This is a genomic window from Streptomyces niphimycinicus, from assembly GCF_018883605.1.
GTDB classification, from domain to species: Bacteria; Actinomycetota; Actinomycetes; order Streptomycetales; family Streptomycetaceae; genus Streptomyces; species Streptomyces niphimycinicus.
In genome coordinates this window covers 1-16,136 of the sequence record NZ_JAHLEM010000498.1, presented here as the reverse complement: position 1 = coordinate 16,136, position 16,136 = coordinate 1, and the positions used below count along the sequence as shown (strand labels likewise).

Annotated in this window: 15 protein-coding genes and 1 riboswitch; of the genes, 12 read left to right on the top strand and 3 right to left on the bottom strand. The window is 69.1% G+C overall.

The genetic code is table 11. The features are described from left to right. The 3 genes from ctaD to KN815_RS34230 all read left to right on the top strand — a co-directional run. The coding region (ctaD, locus tag KN815_RS34240) for an aa3-type cytochrome oxidase subunit I (protein WP_216345741.1) at positions 1 to 1,664 on the top strand (1,664 nt) is incomplete at its 5' end. Continuing rightward, positions 1,661 to 2,059, top strand: a complete 399-nt coding sequence (locus KN815_RS34235) for a cytochrome c oxidase subunit 4 (RefSeq protein ID WP_216345740.1) — start codon at positions 1,661 to 1,663, stop codon at positions 2,057 to 2,059. The genes ctaD and KN815_RS34235, both read left to right, overlap by 4 nt. A 179-nt stretch (positions 2,060 to 2,238) precedes the next feature. After that, positions 2,239 to 3,486: a L,D-transpeptidase gene (locus KN815_RS34230; protein ID WP_216345739.1), complete on the top strand. Its 1,248-nt coding sequence runs from the start codon at positions 2,239 to 2,241 to the stop codon at positions 3,484 to 3,486. A gap of 23 nt (positions 3,487 to 3,509) precedes the next feature. Here the strand turns inward: KN815_RS34230 and KN815_RS34225 are convergent, their stop codons facing one another. Beyond that, positions 3,510 to 3,911, bottom strand: a complete 402-nt coding sequence (locus tag KN815_RS34225; RefSeq protein WP_216345738.1) for a hypothetical protein — start codon at positions 3,909 to 3,911, stop codon at positions 3,510 to 3,512. 211 nt (positions 3,912 to 4,122) lie between these two features. On the opposite strand from KN815_RS34225, the gene ctaE reads away from it, so the two are divergent. From ctaE to KN815_RS34195, 6 genes are all read left to right on the top strand, one after another. Beyond that, positions 4,123 to 4,743, top strand: a complete 621-nt coding sequence (gene ctaE, locus KN815_RS34220) for an aa3-type cytochrome oxidase subunit III (protein WP_216345737.1) — start codon at positions 4,123 to 4,125, stop codon at positions 4,741 to 4,743. A gap of 69 nt (positions 4,744 to 4,812) precedes the next feature. Then, positions 4,813 to 5,622 carry a cytochrome bc1 complex diheme cytochrome c subunit gene (qcrC, locus tag KN815_RS34215; protein ID WP_216345736.1) on the top strand — a complete coding sequence of 270 codons (810 nt, stop codon included), beginning with the start codon at positions 4,813 to 4,815 and terminating at the stop codon, positions 5,620 to 5,622. Continuing rightward, positions 5,619 to 6,674 (top strand): cytochrome bc1 complex Rieske iron-sulfur subunit, encoded by a 1,056-nt coding sequence (qcrA, locus tag KN815_RS34210; protein WP_216345735.1) that lies wholly within the window; start codon positions 5,619 to 5,621, stop codon positions 6,672 to 6,674. The genes qcrC and qcrA overlap by 4 nt, the downstream gene beginning before the upstream one ends. Next, positions 6,671 to 8,311, top strand: coding sequence for a cytochrome bc1 complex cytochrome b subunit (gene qcrB / locus KN815_RS34205; RefSeq protein ID WP_216345734.1), 1,641 nt, complete (start codon positions 6,671 to 6,673; stop codon positions 8,309 to 8,311). The genes qcrA and qcrB overlap by 4 nt, the downstream gene beginning before the upstream one ends. A gap of 167 nt (positions 8,312 to 8,478) precedes the next feature. Beyond that, positions 8,479 to 9,552 carry an anthranilate phosphoribosyltransferase gene (trpD, locus tag KN815_RS34200; RefSeq protein ID WP_216345733.1) on the top strand — a complete coding sequence of 358 codons (1,074 nt, stop codon included), beginning with the start codon at positions 8,479 to 8,481 and terminating at the stop codon, positions 9,550 to 9,552. Positions 9,553 to 9,723: 171 nt separating this feature from the next. Beyond that, positions 9,724 to 9,842, top strand: a riboswitch (SAM riboswitch). A gap of 204 nt (positions 9,843 to 10,046) precedes the next feature. Then, positions 10,047 to 11,465, top strand: a complete 1,419-nt coding sequence (locus tag KN815_RS34195) for an aminotransferase class V-fold PLP-dependent enzyme (RefSeq protein WP_216345732.1) — start codon at positions 10,047 to 10,049, stop codon at positions 11,463 to 11,465. Between the two features lie 124 nt (positions 11,466 to 11,589). Here KN815_RS34195 and KN815_RS34190 read toward each other — a convergent pair whose 3' ends face one another. Both KN815_RS34190 and KN815_RS34185 read right to left on the bottom strand, forming a co-directional pair. Further along, entirely contained in the window at positions 11,590 to 11,871 is a 282-nt protein-coding gene (locus KN815_RS34190) for an Lrp/AsnC family transcriptional regulator (protein WP_014060065.1), read from the bottom strand. Further along, the gene (locus KN815_RS34185) at positions 11,868 to 12,602 is read right to left on the bottom strand and encodes a rhomboid family intramembrane serine protease (RefSeq protein ID WP_216345731.1); all 735 of its coding nucleotides are present in this window, start codon (positions 12,600 to 12,602) and stop codon (positions 11,868 to 11,870) included. Before KN815_RS34185 ends, KN815_RS34190 begins: the two co-directional genes overlap by 4 nt. A gap of 153 nt (positions 12,603 to 12,755) precedes the next feature. Between KN815_RS34185 and KN815_RS34180 the strand changes: the two genes are divergently transcribed. From KN815_RS34180 to KN815_RS34170, 3 genes are all read left to right on the top strand, one after another. After that, the gene (locus KN815_RS34180; protein ID WP_216345730.1) at positions 12,756 to 13,001 is read left to right on the top strand and encodes a hypothetical protein; all 246 of its coding nucleotides are present in this window, start codon (positions 12,756 to 12,758) and stop codon (positions 12,999 to 13,001) included. Between the two features lie 16 nt (positions 13,002 to 13,017). Beyond that, positions 13,018 to 14,379 carry an NYN domain-containing protein gene (locus KN815_RS34175; protein ID WP_216345729.1) on the top strand — a complete coding sequence of 454 codons (1,362 nt, stop codon included), beginning with the start codon at positions 13,018 to 13,020 and terminating at the stop codon, positions 14,377 to 14,379. A gap of 362 nt (positions 14,380 to 14,741) precedes the next feature. Then, positions 14,742 to 15,767, top strand: a complete 1,026-nt coding sequence (locus tag KN815_RS34170; protein WP_216345728.1) for a C40 family peptidase — start codon at positions 14,742 to 14,744, stop codon at positions 15,765 to 15,767. Positions 15,768 to 16,136 lie beyond the last annotated feature (369 nt).

Below are 16,136 nucleotides of genomic sequence, written 5' to 3'. Positions count from 1 at the left end.
AGCCGGGCAATGTCGTCGTCAAGTGGCTGACCACCACCGACCACAAGACGATCGGCACGCTCTACCTCGTCACGTCGTTCGCGTTCTTCTGCATCGGCGGCCTGATGGCGCTCCTCATGCGCGCCGAGCTGGCCCGTCCGGGCACGCAGATCATGTCGAACGAGCAGTTCAACCAGGCGTTCACCATGCATGGCACGATCATGCTGCTGATGTTCGCCACCCCGCTGTTCGCGGGCTTCACGAACTGGATCATGCCGCTTCAGATCGGTGCGCCCGATGTGGCGTTCCCGCGGCTGAACATGTTCGCGTACTGGCTGTATCTCTTCGGCTCGCTGATCGCGGTGGGCGGGTTCCTGACCCCGCAGGGCGCGGCCGACTTCGGCTGGTTCGCCTACTCCCCGCTGTCGGACGCGGTCCGTTCGCCGGGTGTGGGCGCGGACATGTGGATCATGGGTCTGGCCCTCTCCGGCTTCGGCACGATCCTCGGTGCGGTCAACTTCATCACCACGATCATCTGCATGCGCGCTCCGGGCATGACGATGTTCCGCATGCCGATCTTCACCTGGAACGTGCTGCTGACCGCGGTGCTGGTGCTGCTCGCCTTCCCGGTGCTGGCCGCCGCGCTGTTCGCCCTGGAGGCGGACCGAAAATTCGGGGCACATGTCTTCGACGCGGCCAATGGCGGCGCGTTGCTCTGGCAACACCTCTTCTGGTTCTTCGGCCATCCAGAGGTGTACATCATCGCGCTACCGTTCTTCGGCATCATTTCCGAGGTCATTCCGGTCTTCTCCCGGAAGCCGATGTTCGGTTACATCTCCCTGATCGCCGCGACGATTTCGATCGCCGGTCTCTCGGTGACGGTGTGGGCCCACCACATGTATGTCACCGGCGGAGTGCTGTTGCCGTTCTTCTCGTTCATGACGTTCCTCATCGCGGTGCCGACCGGTATCAAGTTCTTCAACTGGATCGGCACGATGTGGAAGGGGTCGCTGAGCTTCGAGACCCCGATGCTCTGGGCGATCGGCTTCCTGATCACCTTCACCTTCGGTGGTCTGACCGGTGTGATCCTGGCGTCGCCGCCGATGGACTTCCACGTCTCGGACACCTACTTCGTGGTGGCCCACTTCCACTACGTGGTGTTCGGCACCGTGGTCTTCGCGATGTTCGCCGGATTCCACTTCTGGTGGCCCAAGTTCACCGGCAAGATGCTGGACGAGCGGCTCGGCAAGATCACCTTCTGGACGCTGTTCGTGGGCTTCCACGGCACGTTCCTGGTGCAGCACTGGCTGGGCGCCGAGGGCATGCCCCGCCGGTACGCCGACTACCTGGCGGCCGACGGCATCACCACGCTCAACACCATCTCGACCATCAGCTCCTTCCTGCTGGGCCTGTCGATCCTGCCGTTCCTCTACAACGTCTGGAAGACCGCCAAGTACGGCAAGAAGGTCGAGGTCGACGACCCCTGGGGCTACGGCCGTTCGCTGGAGTGGGCGACCTCCTGCCCGCCCCCGCGGCACAACTTCCTCACCCTGCCGCGGATCCGCTCCGAATCCCCGGCGTTCGACCTGCACCACCCGGAGATCGCGGCGCTCGACCAGCTCCAGAACCACGGTGCGCCCGACGAGGACAAGGCCCTCGCGGGTGGTAAGGAGGCCGGCAAGTGAAGGTCCAAGGCCGGATGTTCGTCTGGCTGGCCGTCTTCATCCTCGTCATGGCGATCGTCTATGGCGTGTGGTCGAAGGAGCCGGCCGGCACCACCGCGCTCTTCCTGGCCTTCGGGCTGAGCATCATGATCGGCTTCTACCTGGCCTTCACGGCGCGCCGGGTGGATGTCGGAGCGCAGGACAACAAGGACGCGGATGTCGCGGACGACGCCGGCGAGCTGGGATTCTTCTCCCCGCATAGCTGGCAGCCGCTCTCCCTGGCCGTCGGTGGCGCCCTGGCCTTCCTGGGCGTGATCTTCGGCTGGTGGCTGCTCTTCTTCTCGGCCCCGATGGTCATGATCGGTCTCTTCGGCTGGGTCTTCGAGTACTACCGCGGCGAGAACGCCAACCAGTAACCGGCCAGTCGGCCGACGCGACCGGCGAAACGAGCGGGGCCCGGACACCTCCCCAGGTGTCCGGGCCCCGCTCGGCGTCGCGGGCCGGCGCCGGGCCGCGGCCCCGGTGGGGGGCCGCCGGTTCACCCCGCTGCCTCACTCCGCGCGCCGTTCAAGGACGCCGTTCTTACGTTGAGTCCATGAGCCACACACCTCGATCACTCCGAAGCCGGGCGGTGCTGACCTGCGGCCTGCTGGTGGCGCCGCTGATGGCGGGTGTGAGCGGATGCGCGGGATCCCCCGACCCCCTGTCCGCCAAGCCGTACGACGCCGCCGACCAGATCTCGTTCAGCGGTGACGGCGACGGCCGCAAGGCCGATCCGGACAAGCCGCTCGAAGTCACCGCCAAGGGCGACGACAGCCGGATCACGGACGTCACGGCCACCGACGCGGCGGGCCGCTACGTCCGCGGCGAGCTGGCGCACGACGGCAAGCACTGGCGCAGTACCGTGCCGCTGGCCGCGGGCGCCCACTACACGCTGAAGGTGTCCACAGAGGACTCCAACGGCGCTCCTGGCCGCCGTACCGTCGACTTCACCACCAGCTCCGCCCGCCGGCTGCTGAAGGTCACCTTCGGCCCGAAGGCGGGGGAGTACGGGGTGGGGCAGCCCATCACGGCCAAGCTGAGCCGGCCCGTCAAGGACCCCTCGGCCCGCGCCGTGATCGAGCGCGCCCTGAAGGTGGACTCACGGCCCGCCGTGGAGGGCGTCTGGCACTGGGTGGACAGCCGCAACCTGCACTACCGCCCGCAGGAGTACTGGCCCGCCCACGCCACCATCACGGCCCATTCCAACCTCAAGGGCATCAGGATCGGCGGTGGGCTCTACGGCGGCGATGCCAAGTCGCTGCGGCTGACCACCGGCGACCGCCTGGAGGCGCTCACCGACTCCGGCACCCACCAGATGACGGTGAAGCGCAACGGGGTGCCGATCCGGACCATCCCGATCACCACCGGTATGCCCGGATTCGACACCCGGAACGGCATCAAGGTGGTGCTGGCCAAGGAATCCGCCGTACGGATGACGGGCGCCAGCATCGGACTCGGCGCCGGCTCCTACGACCTGATGGTCTACTGGGCCGCCCGGGTGACCAAGAGCGGCGAATACGTCCACGCCGCACCCTGGTCCACCGGTTCGCAGGGCTACGCCAACGTCAGCCACGGCTGTACGGGCATGAGCACGGCGAACGCCGAGTGGTTCTTCAACACCGTGCGCCTGGGCGACATCGTCCAGGTCGTACACAGCAACGGAGACGATATGGCGCCGTTCAGCAACGGCTACGGCGACTGGAACATGGCCTGGGCGGACTGGCGCAAGGGCAGCGCCGTCTCCGGCGGCCAGTCCGACGACACGACCGCCGACTCCGCCCGGCTCCGTCCCCAGGTCTGAGCAGGGGGGGGCGGACGGTGCGGTCAGGCGCCCACGGAGAGCCGCCGGCGGAGCAGCCCGGCCAGTGCGTCCGCCAGGGCCACCGGGTCCACCGGATGCGTGACGGCGGCCTCCGCGCGGCTCCAGGTGGCCAGCCAGGCGTCCTGCGGGCGGCCGATGAGCAGCAGCACCGGCGGGCACTGGAAGATCTCGTCCTTGATCTGCCGGCAGACGCCCATCCCGCCCGCGGGCGCCGTCTCGCCGTCCAGCACACAGACGTCGATGCCGCCCTCCTCCAGCGCCTTGAGAACGGCCGGGAGGGTGGCGCACTCCAGAAATTCCACCGGTGGCACATCGGGGGCGGGCCGCCGCCCGGCCGCGAGGCGCACCTGTTCGCGGGTGCTCGCGTCATCGCTGTAGACCAGCACCGTTGCGATCGGCCGCATCATGACCTCCGGGCGAAGTAAGTGATCTGCCGGGCTCCTGTGGCGGATGCTACTCCCGTACAGCCGTCCGGAGGAGGGGGCGTACGGATCTCTCCCTCCTTCGGGGGACGGTCCCGAACAACCCCGACGAGCAGGGTCGATGCCCCCGCCACGGTCCTTGACACTCCGAACGGGACCCCCGGGAGTGAGCGCTGGATAAGCGACCGACATAATGTCGGTCGTGGCGACAGCAACAGCAGTAGAAACCGGGCACGCGCACCCGTCGGTCAACCGGCCGAACCTCACCAGCGTCGGAACCATCATCTGGCTGAGTTCCGAGCTGATGTTCTTCGCGGCCCTCTTCGCGATGTACTTCACCCTGCGATCGGTGACCGGAGCCGAGCACTGGAAGGAAATGGCGTCCGCGCTGAACTTCCCGTTCTCCGCGACGAACACCACGATCCTGGTGCTCTCCTCCCTCACCTGCCAGCTCGGCGTCTTCGCCGCCGAGCGCGGCGACGTGAAGAAGCTGCGCACCTGGTTCGTGATCACCTTCATCATGGGCGCGATCTTCATCGGCGGTCAGATCTTCGAATACACCGAGCTGGTCAAGAAGGATGGGCTCTCGCTCTCCTCCGACCCGTACGGCTCGGTGTTCTACCTGACCACCGGCTTCCACGGCATGCATGTGACGGGCGGCCTGTTCGCCTTCCTGTTTGTCCTGGGCAGGACGTACGCGGCCAAGAGGTTCACCCACCAGCAGGCGACGGCGGCCATCGTCGTGTCCTACTACTGGCACTTCGTCGATGTCGTCTGGATCGGCCTCTTCGCCACGATCTACATGATCAAGTAAGCCGGTCACCGCACCGGAACCACGTCCTTAACAGCATCGACGCAGAAGATCCTGACACCGGGGTAATCCGTGAAAAAGCTCTCCGCACGACGGCGCCATCCGCTGGCTGCGCTCGTCGTCCTACTCTTCGCGCTGGCGGTCACTGGGGGGCTGTACGCCGCGTTTTCGCCGAGCGAGGCGAAGGCCGACGACAGCTCCGCCCAGTCCCTCGCCATCGAGGAGGGCAAGAAGCTCTATGCCGTCGGCTGCGCAAGCTGCCATGGCACGGGCGGTCAGGGGACCTCTGACGGCCCGAGCCTGGTCGGCGTCGGCTCCGCCGCCGTGGACTTCCAGGTCGGCACCGGCCGGATGCCCGCGCAGCAGCCGGGCGCTCAGGTGCCGAAGAAGAAGAAGATCTACTCGGACGCCGAGATCGAGCAGCTCGCCGGCTACATCGCCTCGCTCGGTGCGGGTCCGGTGACGCCCACCAAGAGTGAGTACAGCCCGGAAGGCGCGGATGTCGCGAAGGGCGGGGAGCTCTTCCGTACGAACTGCGCGCAGTGCCACAACTTCGCCGGTAAGGGTGGTGCCCTCACCAACGGCAAGTACGCACCGGGTCTGGACGGGGTCAGCCCCAAGCACCTCTACGAGGCCATGCAGACCGGCCCGCAGAACATGCCCAACTTCCCCGACACCGTGATGCCGGCGAAGAACAAGCAGGACATCATCGCCTACCTCGACACGGTCAACAGCGACAAGAGCAAGACTCCCGGTGGCCTCGAGCTCGGCGGGCTCGGCCCGGTGAGCGAGGGTCTGTTCGGCTGGGTCTTCGGTATGGGCGCGATGATCGTCCTCACCATCTGGGTCGCCGCCCGGACCGCAAAGGCCAAGAAGTCATGAGTAGCCACGAGATTTCAGAAGCAGAAGACAAGCTGCCGGAAGAGCGAGGGACCGAGAGCGCCGTAAGGCCGGTCGAGGACCCGTTCGCCGACCCGGGGCTGCCCCCCCACGAGCACCGTGTGCAGGACATCGACGAGCGGGCCGCACGGCGTTCCGAGCGCACCGTCGCCCTGCTCTTCACGGTCTCGATGGTGGCCACGATCGCGTTCATCGCCGCGTATGTGGCGCTCCCGGTCGACAAGTACATCTACGTCTTCCCGATCGGGCACATCAGCGCGCTCAACTTCGCGCTCGGTGTGACGCTCGGCATCGCGCTGTTCGCCATCGGCGCGGGCGCGGTCCACTGGGCCCGCACCCTGATGTCCGACGAGGAGATCGCCGACGAGCGGCACCCCATCGAGGCCAGCCCTGAGGTGAAGTCGAAGGTCCTCGAGGACTTCGCGGCCGGTGCCAAGGAGTCCGGCTTCGGCCGGCGCAAGCTGGCCCGCAACACCCTCTTCGGCGCGCTCGCGCTGGTGCCGCTCTCCGGCGTCGTGCTGCTGCGGGACCTCGGTCCGCTGCCGGGCACCAAGCTGCGGCACACCAAGTGGGCCAAGGGCAAGCGGCTGATGAACTACAACACCATGCAGCCGCTGCGCCCCGAGGACATCTCCGTCGGTTCGCTCACCTTCGCCATGCCCGAGGGCATGAGCGAGGACCAGCACGACTTCCAGACGGAGATCGCCAAGGCGGCCCTGATGCTGGTCCGGCTTCAGCCGGAGAACATCAAGGACAAGCGCGAGCTGGACTGGTCGCACGAGGGCATCGTCGCGTTCTCCAAGGTCTGCACCCACGTCGGCTGCCCGATCAACCTCTATGAGCAGCAGACGCACCACGTCCTGTGCCCCTGCCACCAGTCGACCTTCGACCTCTCCGACGGTGGCCGAGTGATCTTCGGTCCGGCCGGTCACGCGCTGCCGCAGTTGCGGATCCGGGCCAACGACCAGGGGTACCTCGAAGCCATGGGCGACTTCCCGGAGCCCGTCGGTCCTGCTTACTGGGAGCGCGGATGAGTACTACAAGCGACAGCGGTGCGCAGCAGCGCCGCGGCAAAGCGCCCGCGGGCGAGCGTGTCGCCGACTGGGCCGACGGCCGGCTGGGCGTCTACAGCCTGGCCAAGGCCAATATGCGCAAGATCTTCCCGGACCACTGGTCCTTCATGCTGGGCGAGGTCTGCCTCTACAGCTTCATCATCATCATCCTCACGGGTGTGTATCTGACGCTGTTCTTCCACCCCAGCATGGAAGAGGTCACCTACCACGGCCCGTACGTCCCGATGCAGGGCGTGCGGATGTCCGAGGCGTTCGCCTCGACGCTGGACATCAGCTTCGAGGTGCGGGGCGGTCTGCTGATCCGGCAGATCCACCACTGGGCCGCGCTGGTCTTCCTGTGCGGCATGTTCACGCACATGATGCGCGTGTTCTTCACCGGTGCGTTCCGCAAGCCGCGTGAGATCAACTGGCTCTTCGGCTTCCTGCTGTTCTTCCTCGGCATGCTGACCGGCTTCACCGGCTACTCGCTCCCCGACGACCTGCTCTCCGGCACCGGTCTGCGGTTCATCGAGGGCGTGTTCCTGTCGATCCCGGTGGTCGGCACCTACATCTCGATGTTCGTCTTCGGCGGCGAGTTCCCCGGGATGGACCTCATCCCGAGGCTCTACCCGGTCCACGTCCTGCTGCTGCCGGGCATCATGCTCGGCCTGCTGGTGGCGCACCTGATCCTGGTCTTCTACCACAAGCACACGCAGTACCCCGGGGCCGGAAAGACCGAGAAGAACGTCGTCGGCATGCCCCTGCTGCCGGTCTACATGGCCAAGGCGGGCGGCTTCTTCTTCCTGGTCTTCGGTGTGATCGCGGTCCTGTCCGCGGTCGCGACCATCAACCCGGTGTGGACCATCGGTCCCTACCGGCCCGACCAGGTGTCCACCGGCGCCCAGCCCGACTGGTACATGGGCTTCGCCGAGGGTCTGGTCCGGGTGATGCCCGGCTGGGAGATCACCGCCTGGGGCCACACGCTCGTCCTGGGCGTGTTCATCCCGATCGTGCTCTTCCCGCTGGTCCTCTTCGCGATCGGGCTCTACCCGTTCATCGAGTCCTGGATCACCGGCGACAAGCGCGAGCACCACATCCTGGACCGCCCGCGCAACGCCCCGACCCGTACGGCCTTCGGCGTCGCCTGGCTGACCGCGTACTTCGTGATGCTGATCGGTGGCGGCAACGACCTGTGGGCCACCCACTTCCACCTGTCGATCAACTCGATCACGTGGTTCGTGCGGATCGGCTTCTTCGCCGGCCCGGTCCTGGCCTTCATCGCCACCAAGCGGATCTGCCTCGGCCTCCAGCGGCGCGACCGCGACAAGGTGCTGCACGGCCGTGAGACCGGCATCATCAAGCGGCTGCCGCACGGTGAGTTCGTCGAGGTCCACGAGCCGCTCGCGCCGGAGCAGTTGCACATGCTGACCCAGCACGAGCAGCCCGAGCCCTATGAGATCGGCCCCGAGACCGACGAGAACGGGGTCAAGCGGAAGGTGACGCCCGCGCAGCGGATCCGTTCCAAGCTCTCCAAGGGCTACTACGGCGAGGACAACGTCATTCCGAAGCCGACCCGCGAGGAGTACCACGAGATCACCAGCGGCCACGGCCACCACTGATCTCCGCCGTACCGCTCTCGCACGCTAGCTGAACGCCACAGACCAGGGCCCCGGCCCGGACCACACGGTCCGGCCGGGGCCCTGGTCGTGCTCCCGATAGGCTGGCGGCGGGCCGCTGACGTGCGCGGCCCCTTCCCTGCCCACCCCCACGGATCCAGGAGCGGACCATGGACGTTGTGACCCCCGCCGGAGGCGACAGCACCGCGACGGCCCGCACCTGGCCGGACGTACTGAGCTCGCTGATCGCCGGCCTGGACCTCGATGCCGACGACACCGCCTGGGCCATGGACCGGATCATGCGGGGCGAGGCCACCGACGCCCAGATCGCCGGTTTCGCGATCGCGCTGCGCGCCAAGGGCGAGACGGTCTCCGAGGTGGCCGGTCTGGTGCGGGCCATGTACGAGCACGCCAAGGTGATCGAGGTGCCCGGGGCGACCGTGGACATCGTCGGCACCGGCGGCGACCGCGCCAGGACCGTCAATATCTCCACCATGTCCGCGCTGGTCGTCGCCGGTACCGGCGCGCGGGTCGTCAAGCACGGCAACCGCGCCTCGTCCTCCGCCAGTGGCGCCTCCGACGTACTGGAGAAGCTCGGCGTCAATCTGGACATCACCCCCGAGCGGGTCGTCGAGGTCGCGGAGGAGGCGGGGATCACCTTCTGCTTCGCGGTGAAGTTCCACCCGTCGCTGCGGCATGTCGCCTCGGCCCGCCGCGAGCTGGGCGTGGCCACCCCGTTCAACCTGCTCGGCCCGCTGACCAACCCGGCGCGGGTGAAGTGCCAGGCGACCGGGGTCGCGGATGCCCGGATGGCGCCCATCATCGCCGGTGTGCTGGCCGAGCGGGGCTCCTCCGCGCTGGTCGTCCGCGGCGACGACGGGCTGGACGAGCTGACCGTGACCACGACCTCCCAGGTGTGGGAGGTCCGGGGCGGCGCCGTGCGCCAGGAGACCCTCGACCCGCGGGACGTGGGCATCGAGCGGGCCCCTGTGGAGGCCCTGCGCGGCGCGGACGCCTCGTACAACGCCGATGTGGCCCGCCGGCTGCTGGCGGGCGAGCGGGGCCCGGTCCGGGACGCGGTGCTGCTGAACTCGGCGGCGGCGCTGGTGGCGCTCGAGCCGGAGCCGGGGGACAAGCCCCTGGCGGACCGGATCGCGGCGGGTATCGCGCGGGCCGCCGAGTCCATCGACTCGGGCGCGGCGCGCGACGTCCTCGAGCGGTGGGTGCGGGCCACCCACGCCTAGGCGTCGCCCTTACGGTGAGGCGTTGCCCTTACGGTGAGGCGTTGGCCTTACGGTGAGGCGTTGCCCTTACGGTTGGGCGTTGGCCTTACGGCGCCCATGTTCTGTCCGTGTCCTGTCCGGGATGCGGACAGGGCATGGGCGCCGCCGTATGGCATGGCATAATCCTCGCCAGGTCACGAGTGACAGCGACTACGGCCCCGGCCCGCTGTCCGGCAACCCTCCGTCCGTGGCGGGGTGCCCCGGGTGATGACCAGGCCGCCAGGCAGCGAGGCCGGCGGCAAGCGCGGACCCCTCGCACTAGGGGTCCTGGTGGTCGAGGGAGTTCTTCCGTGATGCAGCGAATGCGCTAGGGCCGAGCGGCCCGTTTCCCCTCCAGTGCTCCGCGCGGTCCCGCCGTGCGTCGAGCGACCTTCCGCGCCCTGACGGCCGCCTTACCGCCGTCTTTGTACGCGTCACGCATTCTCACGCCTTCGACCCTCCCGGGAGACTTCGCCATGTCCGCACGCCCTGCTGCCACCGCCTCCGCCTCCGCCTCCGCCGCCGAGTCCGCTGATTCCGCTGATTCCGCCGGCGCCGGCTGTGCGCCGCTGCCCGTGCTGGGCAGCGATGTCCTGGTGCCCCTGGTCACCGGGGGCGAGGTGACCTACGCGGCGCTCGACTACGCCGCCAGCGCCCCCGCGCTGCGCCGGGTCTGGGACGACATCGCCGCCTACGCGCCGTACTACGGCAGCGTGCACCGCGGGGCGGGCTACCTCTCGCAGCTCTCCACCGATCTCTTCGAGAACAGCCGTAAGGACGTCGCCGCCTTCCTCGGCTGCCGCGCGGACGACCAGGTCGTCTTCACCCGCTCCACCACCGATTCGCTCAACCTCCTGGCCGCCGTGGCGCCGAGCGGCACCGAGGTCTTCGTCTTCGAGACCGAGCACCACGCCTCGCTGCTGCCGTGGGAGCAGCGGGAGGACGTCACCGTCCGCTACCTCAGCGCCCCGCGCTCCCCGCGGCAGGCGGTGGAGACGCTGGAGAAGGCGCTGGCGGGGCGCGCCGAGGGCCCGGCGCTGGTCTGCGTGACCGGCGCGTCCAATGTGACCGGTGAGCTGTGGCCGGTGCGCGAGCTGGCCGCCGCCGCGCACGCCCACGGCGCCCGTATCGTCCTGGACGCCGCGCAGCTTGCCCCGCACCACCCGGTGGACATCGCGGAGGCGGACGTCGACTGGGTGGCCTTCTCCGGGCACAAGCTGTACGCGCCCTTCGGCGCCGGTGTGCTGGCCGGGCGGGCGGACTGGCTCCGCGAGGCCCGGCCGTATCTGGCGGGCGGTGGCGCCAGCCGTAAGGTGACGCGCAGGGACGACGGCGGTGTCGACGTGGAGTGGCACACCACCGCCGCCCGGCACGAGGCGGGCTCGCCGAACGTCATCGGCTGCTACGCCATCGCGTCGGCGTGCAGGGCGCTGACCGAGGCCGGTTTCGAGGGCCTGGTCGCCCGTGAGCGAGAGCTGATCGAGAGGGTGCGGGCGGGGCTGGCCGAGGTGCCCGAGGTGCGGGTGCTCTCGCTGTTCGGCGACGACGCCCCCCGGGTCGGGGTGCTGTCGTTCGTGGTGGAGGGCTGGAACAGCTCCCACTTCGCGGCGGCGCTCTCCGCGGAGTACGGCATCGGCGTACGGGACGGCCTCTTCTGCGCGCATCCGCTGGTCCGCACCCTGCTGGACAGCGAGCCCGACGAGCCGGGCGAATGCGGTGCGCCGGAGGCCGCGCCGGGGGAGCGCTCGCTGAACGCGATCCGGGTCAGCTTCGGCGCCGGCACTCCGGATGAGCATGTGGAGCGGTTCGTCGGGGCCGTGAAGGAGCTGGTGCGCGAGGGCGCGCGCTGGAGCTACCGCACCGAGGACGGCCGCTGCGTCCCGGATCGCGGCTGAGCCCCTGGGCCCGGGGGTTGAAGCCCCTGGGCCCGCGGCTGAGCCCCTGGGCCCAGGGCGCCGGGGGCTGAGGGAGCCTCTGGGCCCCGGGAGTGCCGGGACCCAGAGCCCCGGGGGTGTTGTGCTAGCCGTCCAGGCCGATCGCGAACGCCGCCTCGAGGTCGTGCTGCGAGTACGTCCGGAAGGCGATATGCGTCTCGGTGGAGGCCACCCCGGGCAGCTTGCTGATCTGGCCGGTGATGATGTCCGCGAGGTCGTCGTGCCGGGCCACCCGCACCATCGCGATCAGATCGTGCGCGCCGGTGACCGAGTAGACCTCGCTCACGTTCTCCAGCGCGGCGATCTTCTCGGCGGTCTCCGGAATCCGGTCCACGCTGGTCTTGATGAGCACGATCGAAGTGATCACGGCTGGCTTTCTCCCTCACTGGCCCTGGCTGCGCCGCCCACTCTAGTCGTCCTCCCGAACCGCCCCCACGCGTAGAGAAAGCCGAGCGTGAAGCCCACGAGATGGGCGAGATAGGCGACGCCGGGGCTGTCGTCGGCCTGCCGGGCGGCCAGCCACTGGAGGGCCACCCAGAAGATCAGCACCGCCCAGGCCGGAAAGCGCAGCGGCAGAAAGAACAGAAACGGAAAGAGACTGGTCACCCGGGCACGGGGAAACAGCCACAGGAAGGCGCCGAGCACACCGGAAATGGACCCTGAGGCGCCCACCAGGGTCTGGGCCGAGTCGGCGTGCGCGGCGGCGTAGCCGAGCAGCGCCAGATAGCCCGTGACGAGGTAGAAGACGGCGAACTGGACTCGCCCCATCCGCTCCTCGGTCATCGCCCCGAAGACGTAGAGAAACAGCATGTTGCCGAGCAGATGCAGCCAGTTTCCGTGCACGAACAGCGCGGTCAGCGGGGCGAGCGGCTGATCGGGGTCGCCGCTCCACAGGGCGCTGGGCACCACTCCCCAGCGCTCGAAGTACGTGGACTGGGCCTCCACCAGCCGCCCGCCCGTGCCATAGCCGGGGTTGAGCCCCGAGGCCGGTCCGATGGCGAAGAGCAGGCAGCAGCTCACGATCAGGCCGTATGTCACCCACGGGCGGCCGGGCCCCGCCATCCAGGGGCGGCCGCGCCCCGACGACGTCTCGATCATGGTCAGATCATTCCGTACCGGGCGCAACCTCCACAGAGCGCCTCGCCGCGCCGCTGCCCGGGACGCGGGCGGGACGGGCCCGGCGCGGGGCAAGGCTCAGGCCGTAGGGTTACAGGACGCCGCCGACGAGCCGAGAAGCGAGGACCCGCAACCATGGCCGTGCCCCTGCCGACCGACCGGACCCGCTGGCGTTGCACACTGTGCGGCAATCTCACCCGGTTCGATGTGACCCGCGCGACCAGAGCCGTGGAATATGTGCATCTCGACTTGGCCGGGGAACCCAGTGTCGAGGAACGCGAGGTGCTCAGTGAGACCATTGAGTCAGTGCGCTGTCGCTGGTGCAACGCGGTCGACCAGGTTGAACTCGTGGACCGTCCGAGCACCGGCCTGAGCGCCTGAGAACGGAGCGAAACAGGTGGTGGAGCGGACCGGCGACCCCGGGGCGGCCGGTGACGCCGAGGGCGTCACCGAGGCGCTGGACCGCCCGCTGCCGGAAGGGGTGCGGCGGCGGGTGGTGGCGCTGGTCGCGGACGCCTTCGGTGGCCTGACGGTCACCGAGTTGCCCACCCAGTTGCGGCAGTACGCCCGTTTCACCCCGACCCGCCGCGCCAAGTTCGCGGGCAACGCGATGGCCGCCGCGGTGGAGAGCGACCCCGTCTTCCGGCAGCGGATCGCGGGACGGCTGCGGGAGACCCAGCGGGAGCTGGCCGAGGCCATCGAGGGCGGATCGCCGCCCGCCGCGGCCGATCCGGTGGATGTGGCGGCGGTGGCGTATGTGCTGCGGCCGGTGGGCTGGGTCAAGCTGGTCGAGGCGGCGGGCGAGGAGGCCCAGCGGGCCTCCGCCGAGCGGGCCGGTGAGGAGGCGGCGCGCGAGCTTCAGCGGCTGCGCGACGAACTCGCCGAGGCCAAGGCGGCCACCAAGCATGAGACGGAGCGGACGCGCGGCGAGCTGGAGGCGGCCCGCAAGGAGAACGACGGGCTGCACCGCAAGCTGCGCAGCGCGCTGAGCGATGTGCGGCGGGGCGCGGCCGCGGTGCGCAAGGCCGAGGCGGAGCTGGAGTCCGTACGTGCGGAGGCGGTGGCCCGTCAGGCCACCGCGGACAGCGAGGCGCGGCGGCTGCGGGCCCGGCTCGCGGAGGCGGAGTCGGCGCTGGAGGCCAGCCGGCGGGCGGTGCGCGAGGGGCGCAGCGTGGAGGACATGCGGCTGCGGCTGCTGCTGGACACGGTGCTGGACGCGGCGCAGGGGCTGCGGCGCGAACTGGCCCTGCCGCCCGCGTCGATGCGCCCGGCGGACATGGTGGACGCCGTGGAGCCGGGGAAGATGACGCCGAAGGACATAGCGACCAGGGCGCTGTCGGAGATGGACCCGGCCCTGCTGGACCAGTTGCTCGCGCTGCCGCAGGCGCATCTGGTGGTGGACGGCTACAACGTCACCAAGACCGGCTATCCCACGATGCCGTTGGAGAAGCAGCGGCTGCGGCTGCTGGGCGGTCTCGCGGTGCTCGCGGCCCAGACGGGCGCGGAGATGACCTGTGTCTTCGACGGGGCCGAGCTGGCCGCGCCGGTGCTGCTCGCGCCGCCGCGCGGGGTGCGGGTGCTGTTCAGCAAGCCGGGGGTGACGGCGGACGAGTTGATCCGCCAGATCGTGCGCGCGGAGCCGCCGGGCCGGCCGGTGGTGGTGGTGTCCACCGACCGCGAGGTGGCCGACGGGGTGGCGCGCGCCGGAGCGCGCCCCGTGGCATCCGCGTTGCTGCTGAAGCGACTTGCCCGTACCTGAGGCGTCGTAGCCGGTATCTCCGTTATTCCCGTCTCCACGGATTCCGCGCTTCTGTGGGCTCCGTGTGTGAACTCTCTTCAGAGGTCGGCCTCGAACCGCTTCTGATGTCAGCGGAGCGTCGATCGACCATCACTGCCCGTGTGACATTCGTAAAAGATGCGCTTCCGGAGCGACTTTTTTGCCGTTGGGATTTGAACGGATCACGGCGGGGTCACTAAGGTCGGCTCGAACCTTCGCGCGGTTGATCACCCATCCGGGGTGACAGCGGAGGTACCGCCGAGTCCGCGCCCTGTCGCGGAGCCGGGGCTTCACAACCCCACCAACTCCCGGTAGGCGGCTGGAGGAAGAAGGAGCTCGCCTTCGTGGCGTCCCACCGTCGACCCAAGCAGCCGAGCCGCACTCGGGTAACCGTTCTCACCGCGACCGCGGCAGCCGCCGTCGCTCTCACTTCCCAGGCCGCCCAGGCCGCTCCGAAGCAGGACAAGAAGGACGTCAAGGAGCAGGTCGACAAGCTCTACGAAGAGGCGGAGCAGGCGACCGAGAAGTACAACGGCGCCAAGGAGAAGCAGCAGAAGCTGGAGAAGCAGGTCGGCGATCTCCAGGACAAGGTGGCACGCGGCCAGGAGGACCTGAACAAGCTGCGCAACGGCCTGGGTTCGATGGCCACCGCCCAGTACCGCTCCGGCGGCATCGACCCCTCGGTGCAGCTCCTCCTCTCCTCCGACCCGGACACCTACCTCGAGAAGGCGTCCACCCTCAGCCAGTTGAGCGGCAAGCAGGCCGAGTCCCTGCGGAAGATCGCCGACAAGCAGCGCACCCTCAAGCAGCAGCGCGAGGAGGCGTCCACCAAGCTTCAGGACCTGGCGGACACCCGTAAGGCGCTCGGCACGAAGAAGGACGAGATCCAGGGCAAGCTGTCCAAGGCCCGGAACCTCCTCAACACCCTGACCGCCAAGGAGCGCGCCAAGCTGGCGGCCAAGGACGCCGAGCGCGCCAACCGCTCCAGCGAGCGCGTCGACCTCGGCAACGAGGCGCCCGAGTCGGGGCGTGCCGCCGCCGCCCTCGCCGCCGCCAAGACGAAGATCGGCACCCCGTACGTCTGGGGCGCGACCGGTCCGTCCTCCTTCGACTGCTCCGGACTCACCGGCTGGGCCTACCAGCAGGCCGGGGTGCAGTTGCCGCGGATCTCCCAGGACCAGGCGAACGCCGGCAGCCGCATCGGCCGCGGTGAGCTCAAGCCGGGCGACCTGGTGCTCTTCTACGGCGACCTGCACCACATAGGTCTCTACGCGGGCAACGGCCAGGTGCTGCACGCGCCCAAGCCCGGTGCCAACGTGCGCTTCGAGTCGATGGACAACATGCCGTTCCAGTTCGGCGTCCGGGTCTGATCCGGAAGGTCTGACCCGGAAGGTCTGATCCGGAAGGTCCGATCAGAAACTGGAAAACGGGTCTCAAACCGCCCCAAGAGCCATCCTTTAGGGCGAATCTCCAGCGCGCTCGCTGATCCCCCGCCCCGCCGGTGACCTGCGTCACTCGGCGGGGCGTCAGTTTCTCCGCACCCCACGGCCGTTGGACCGTGGGTAGCCCCCCGGCTACTGTCTGCCCGCAGTTCTCAGCCCGACACTGCGGAAGGGAGTGCGGCTACCCATGGCGTCCTGTCGTCGCGTCGCGAAACCCGGGTCCGGCCGGGCCGCCGTCAAGGCCGCCGCCTCGGCGGCCGCGGTGGCCTCCGTCGCCGCGCTGTCCGCCGTGGCGGC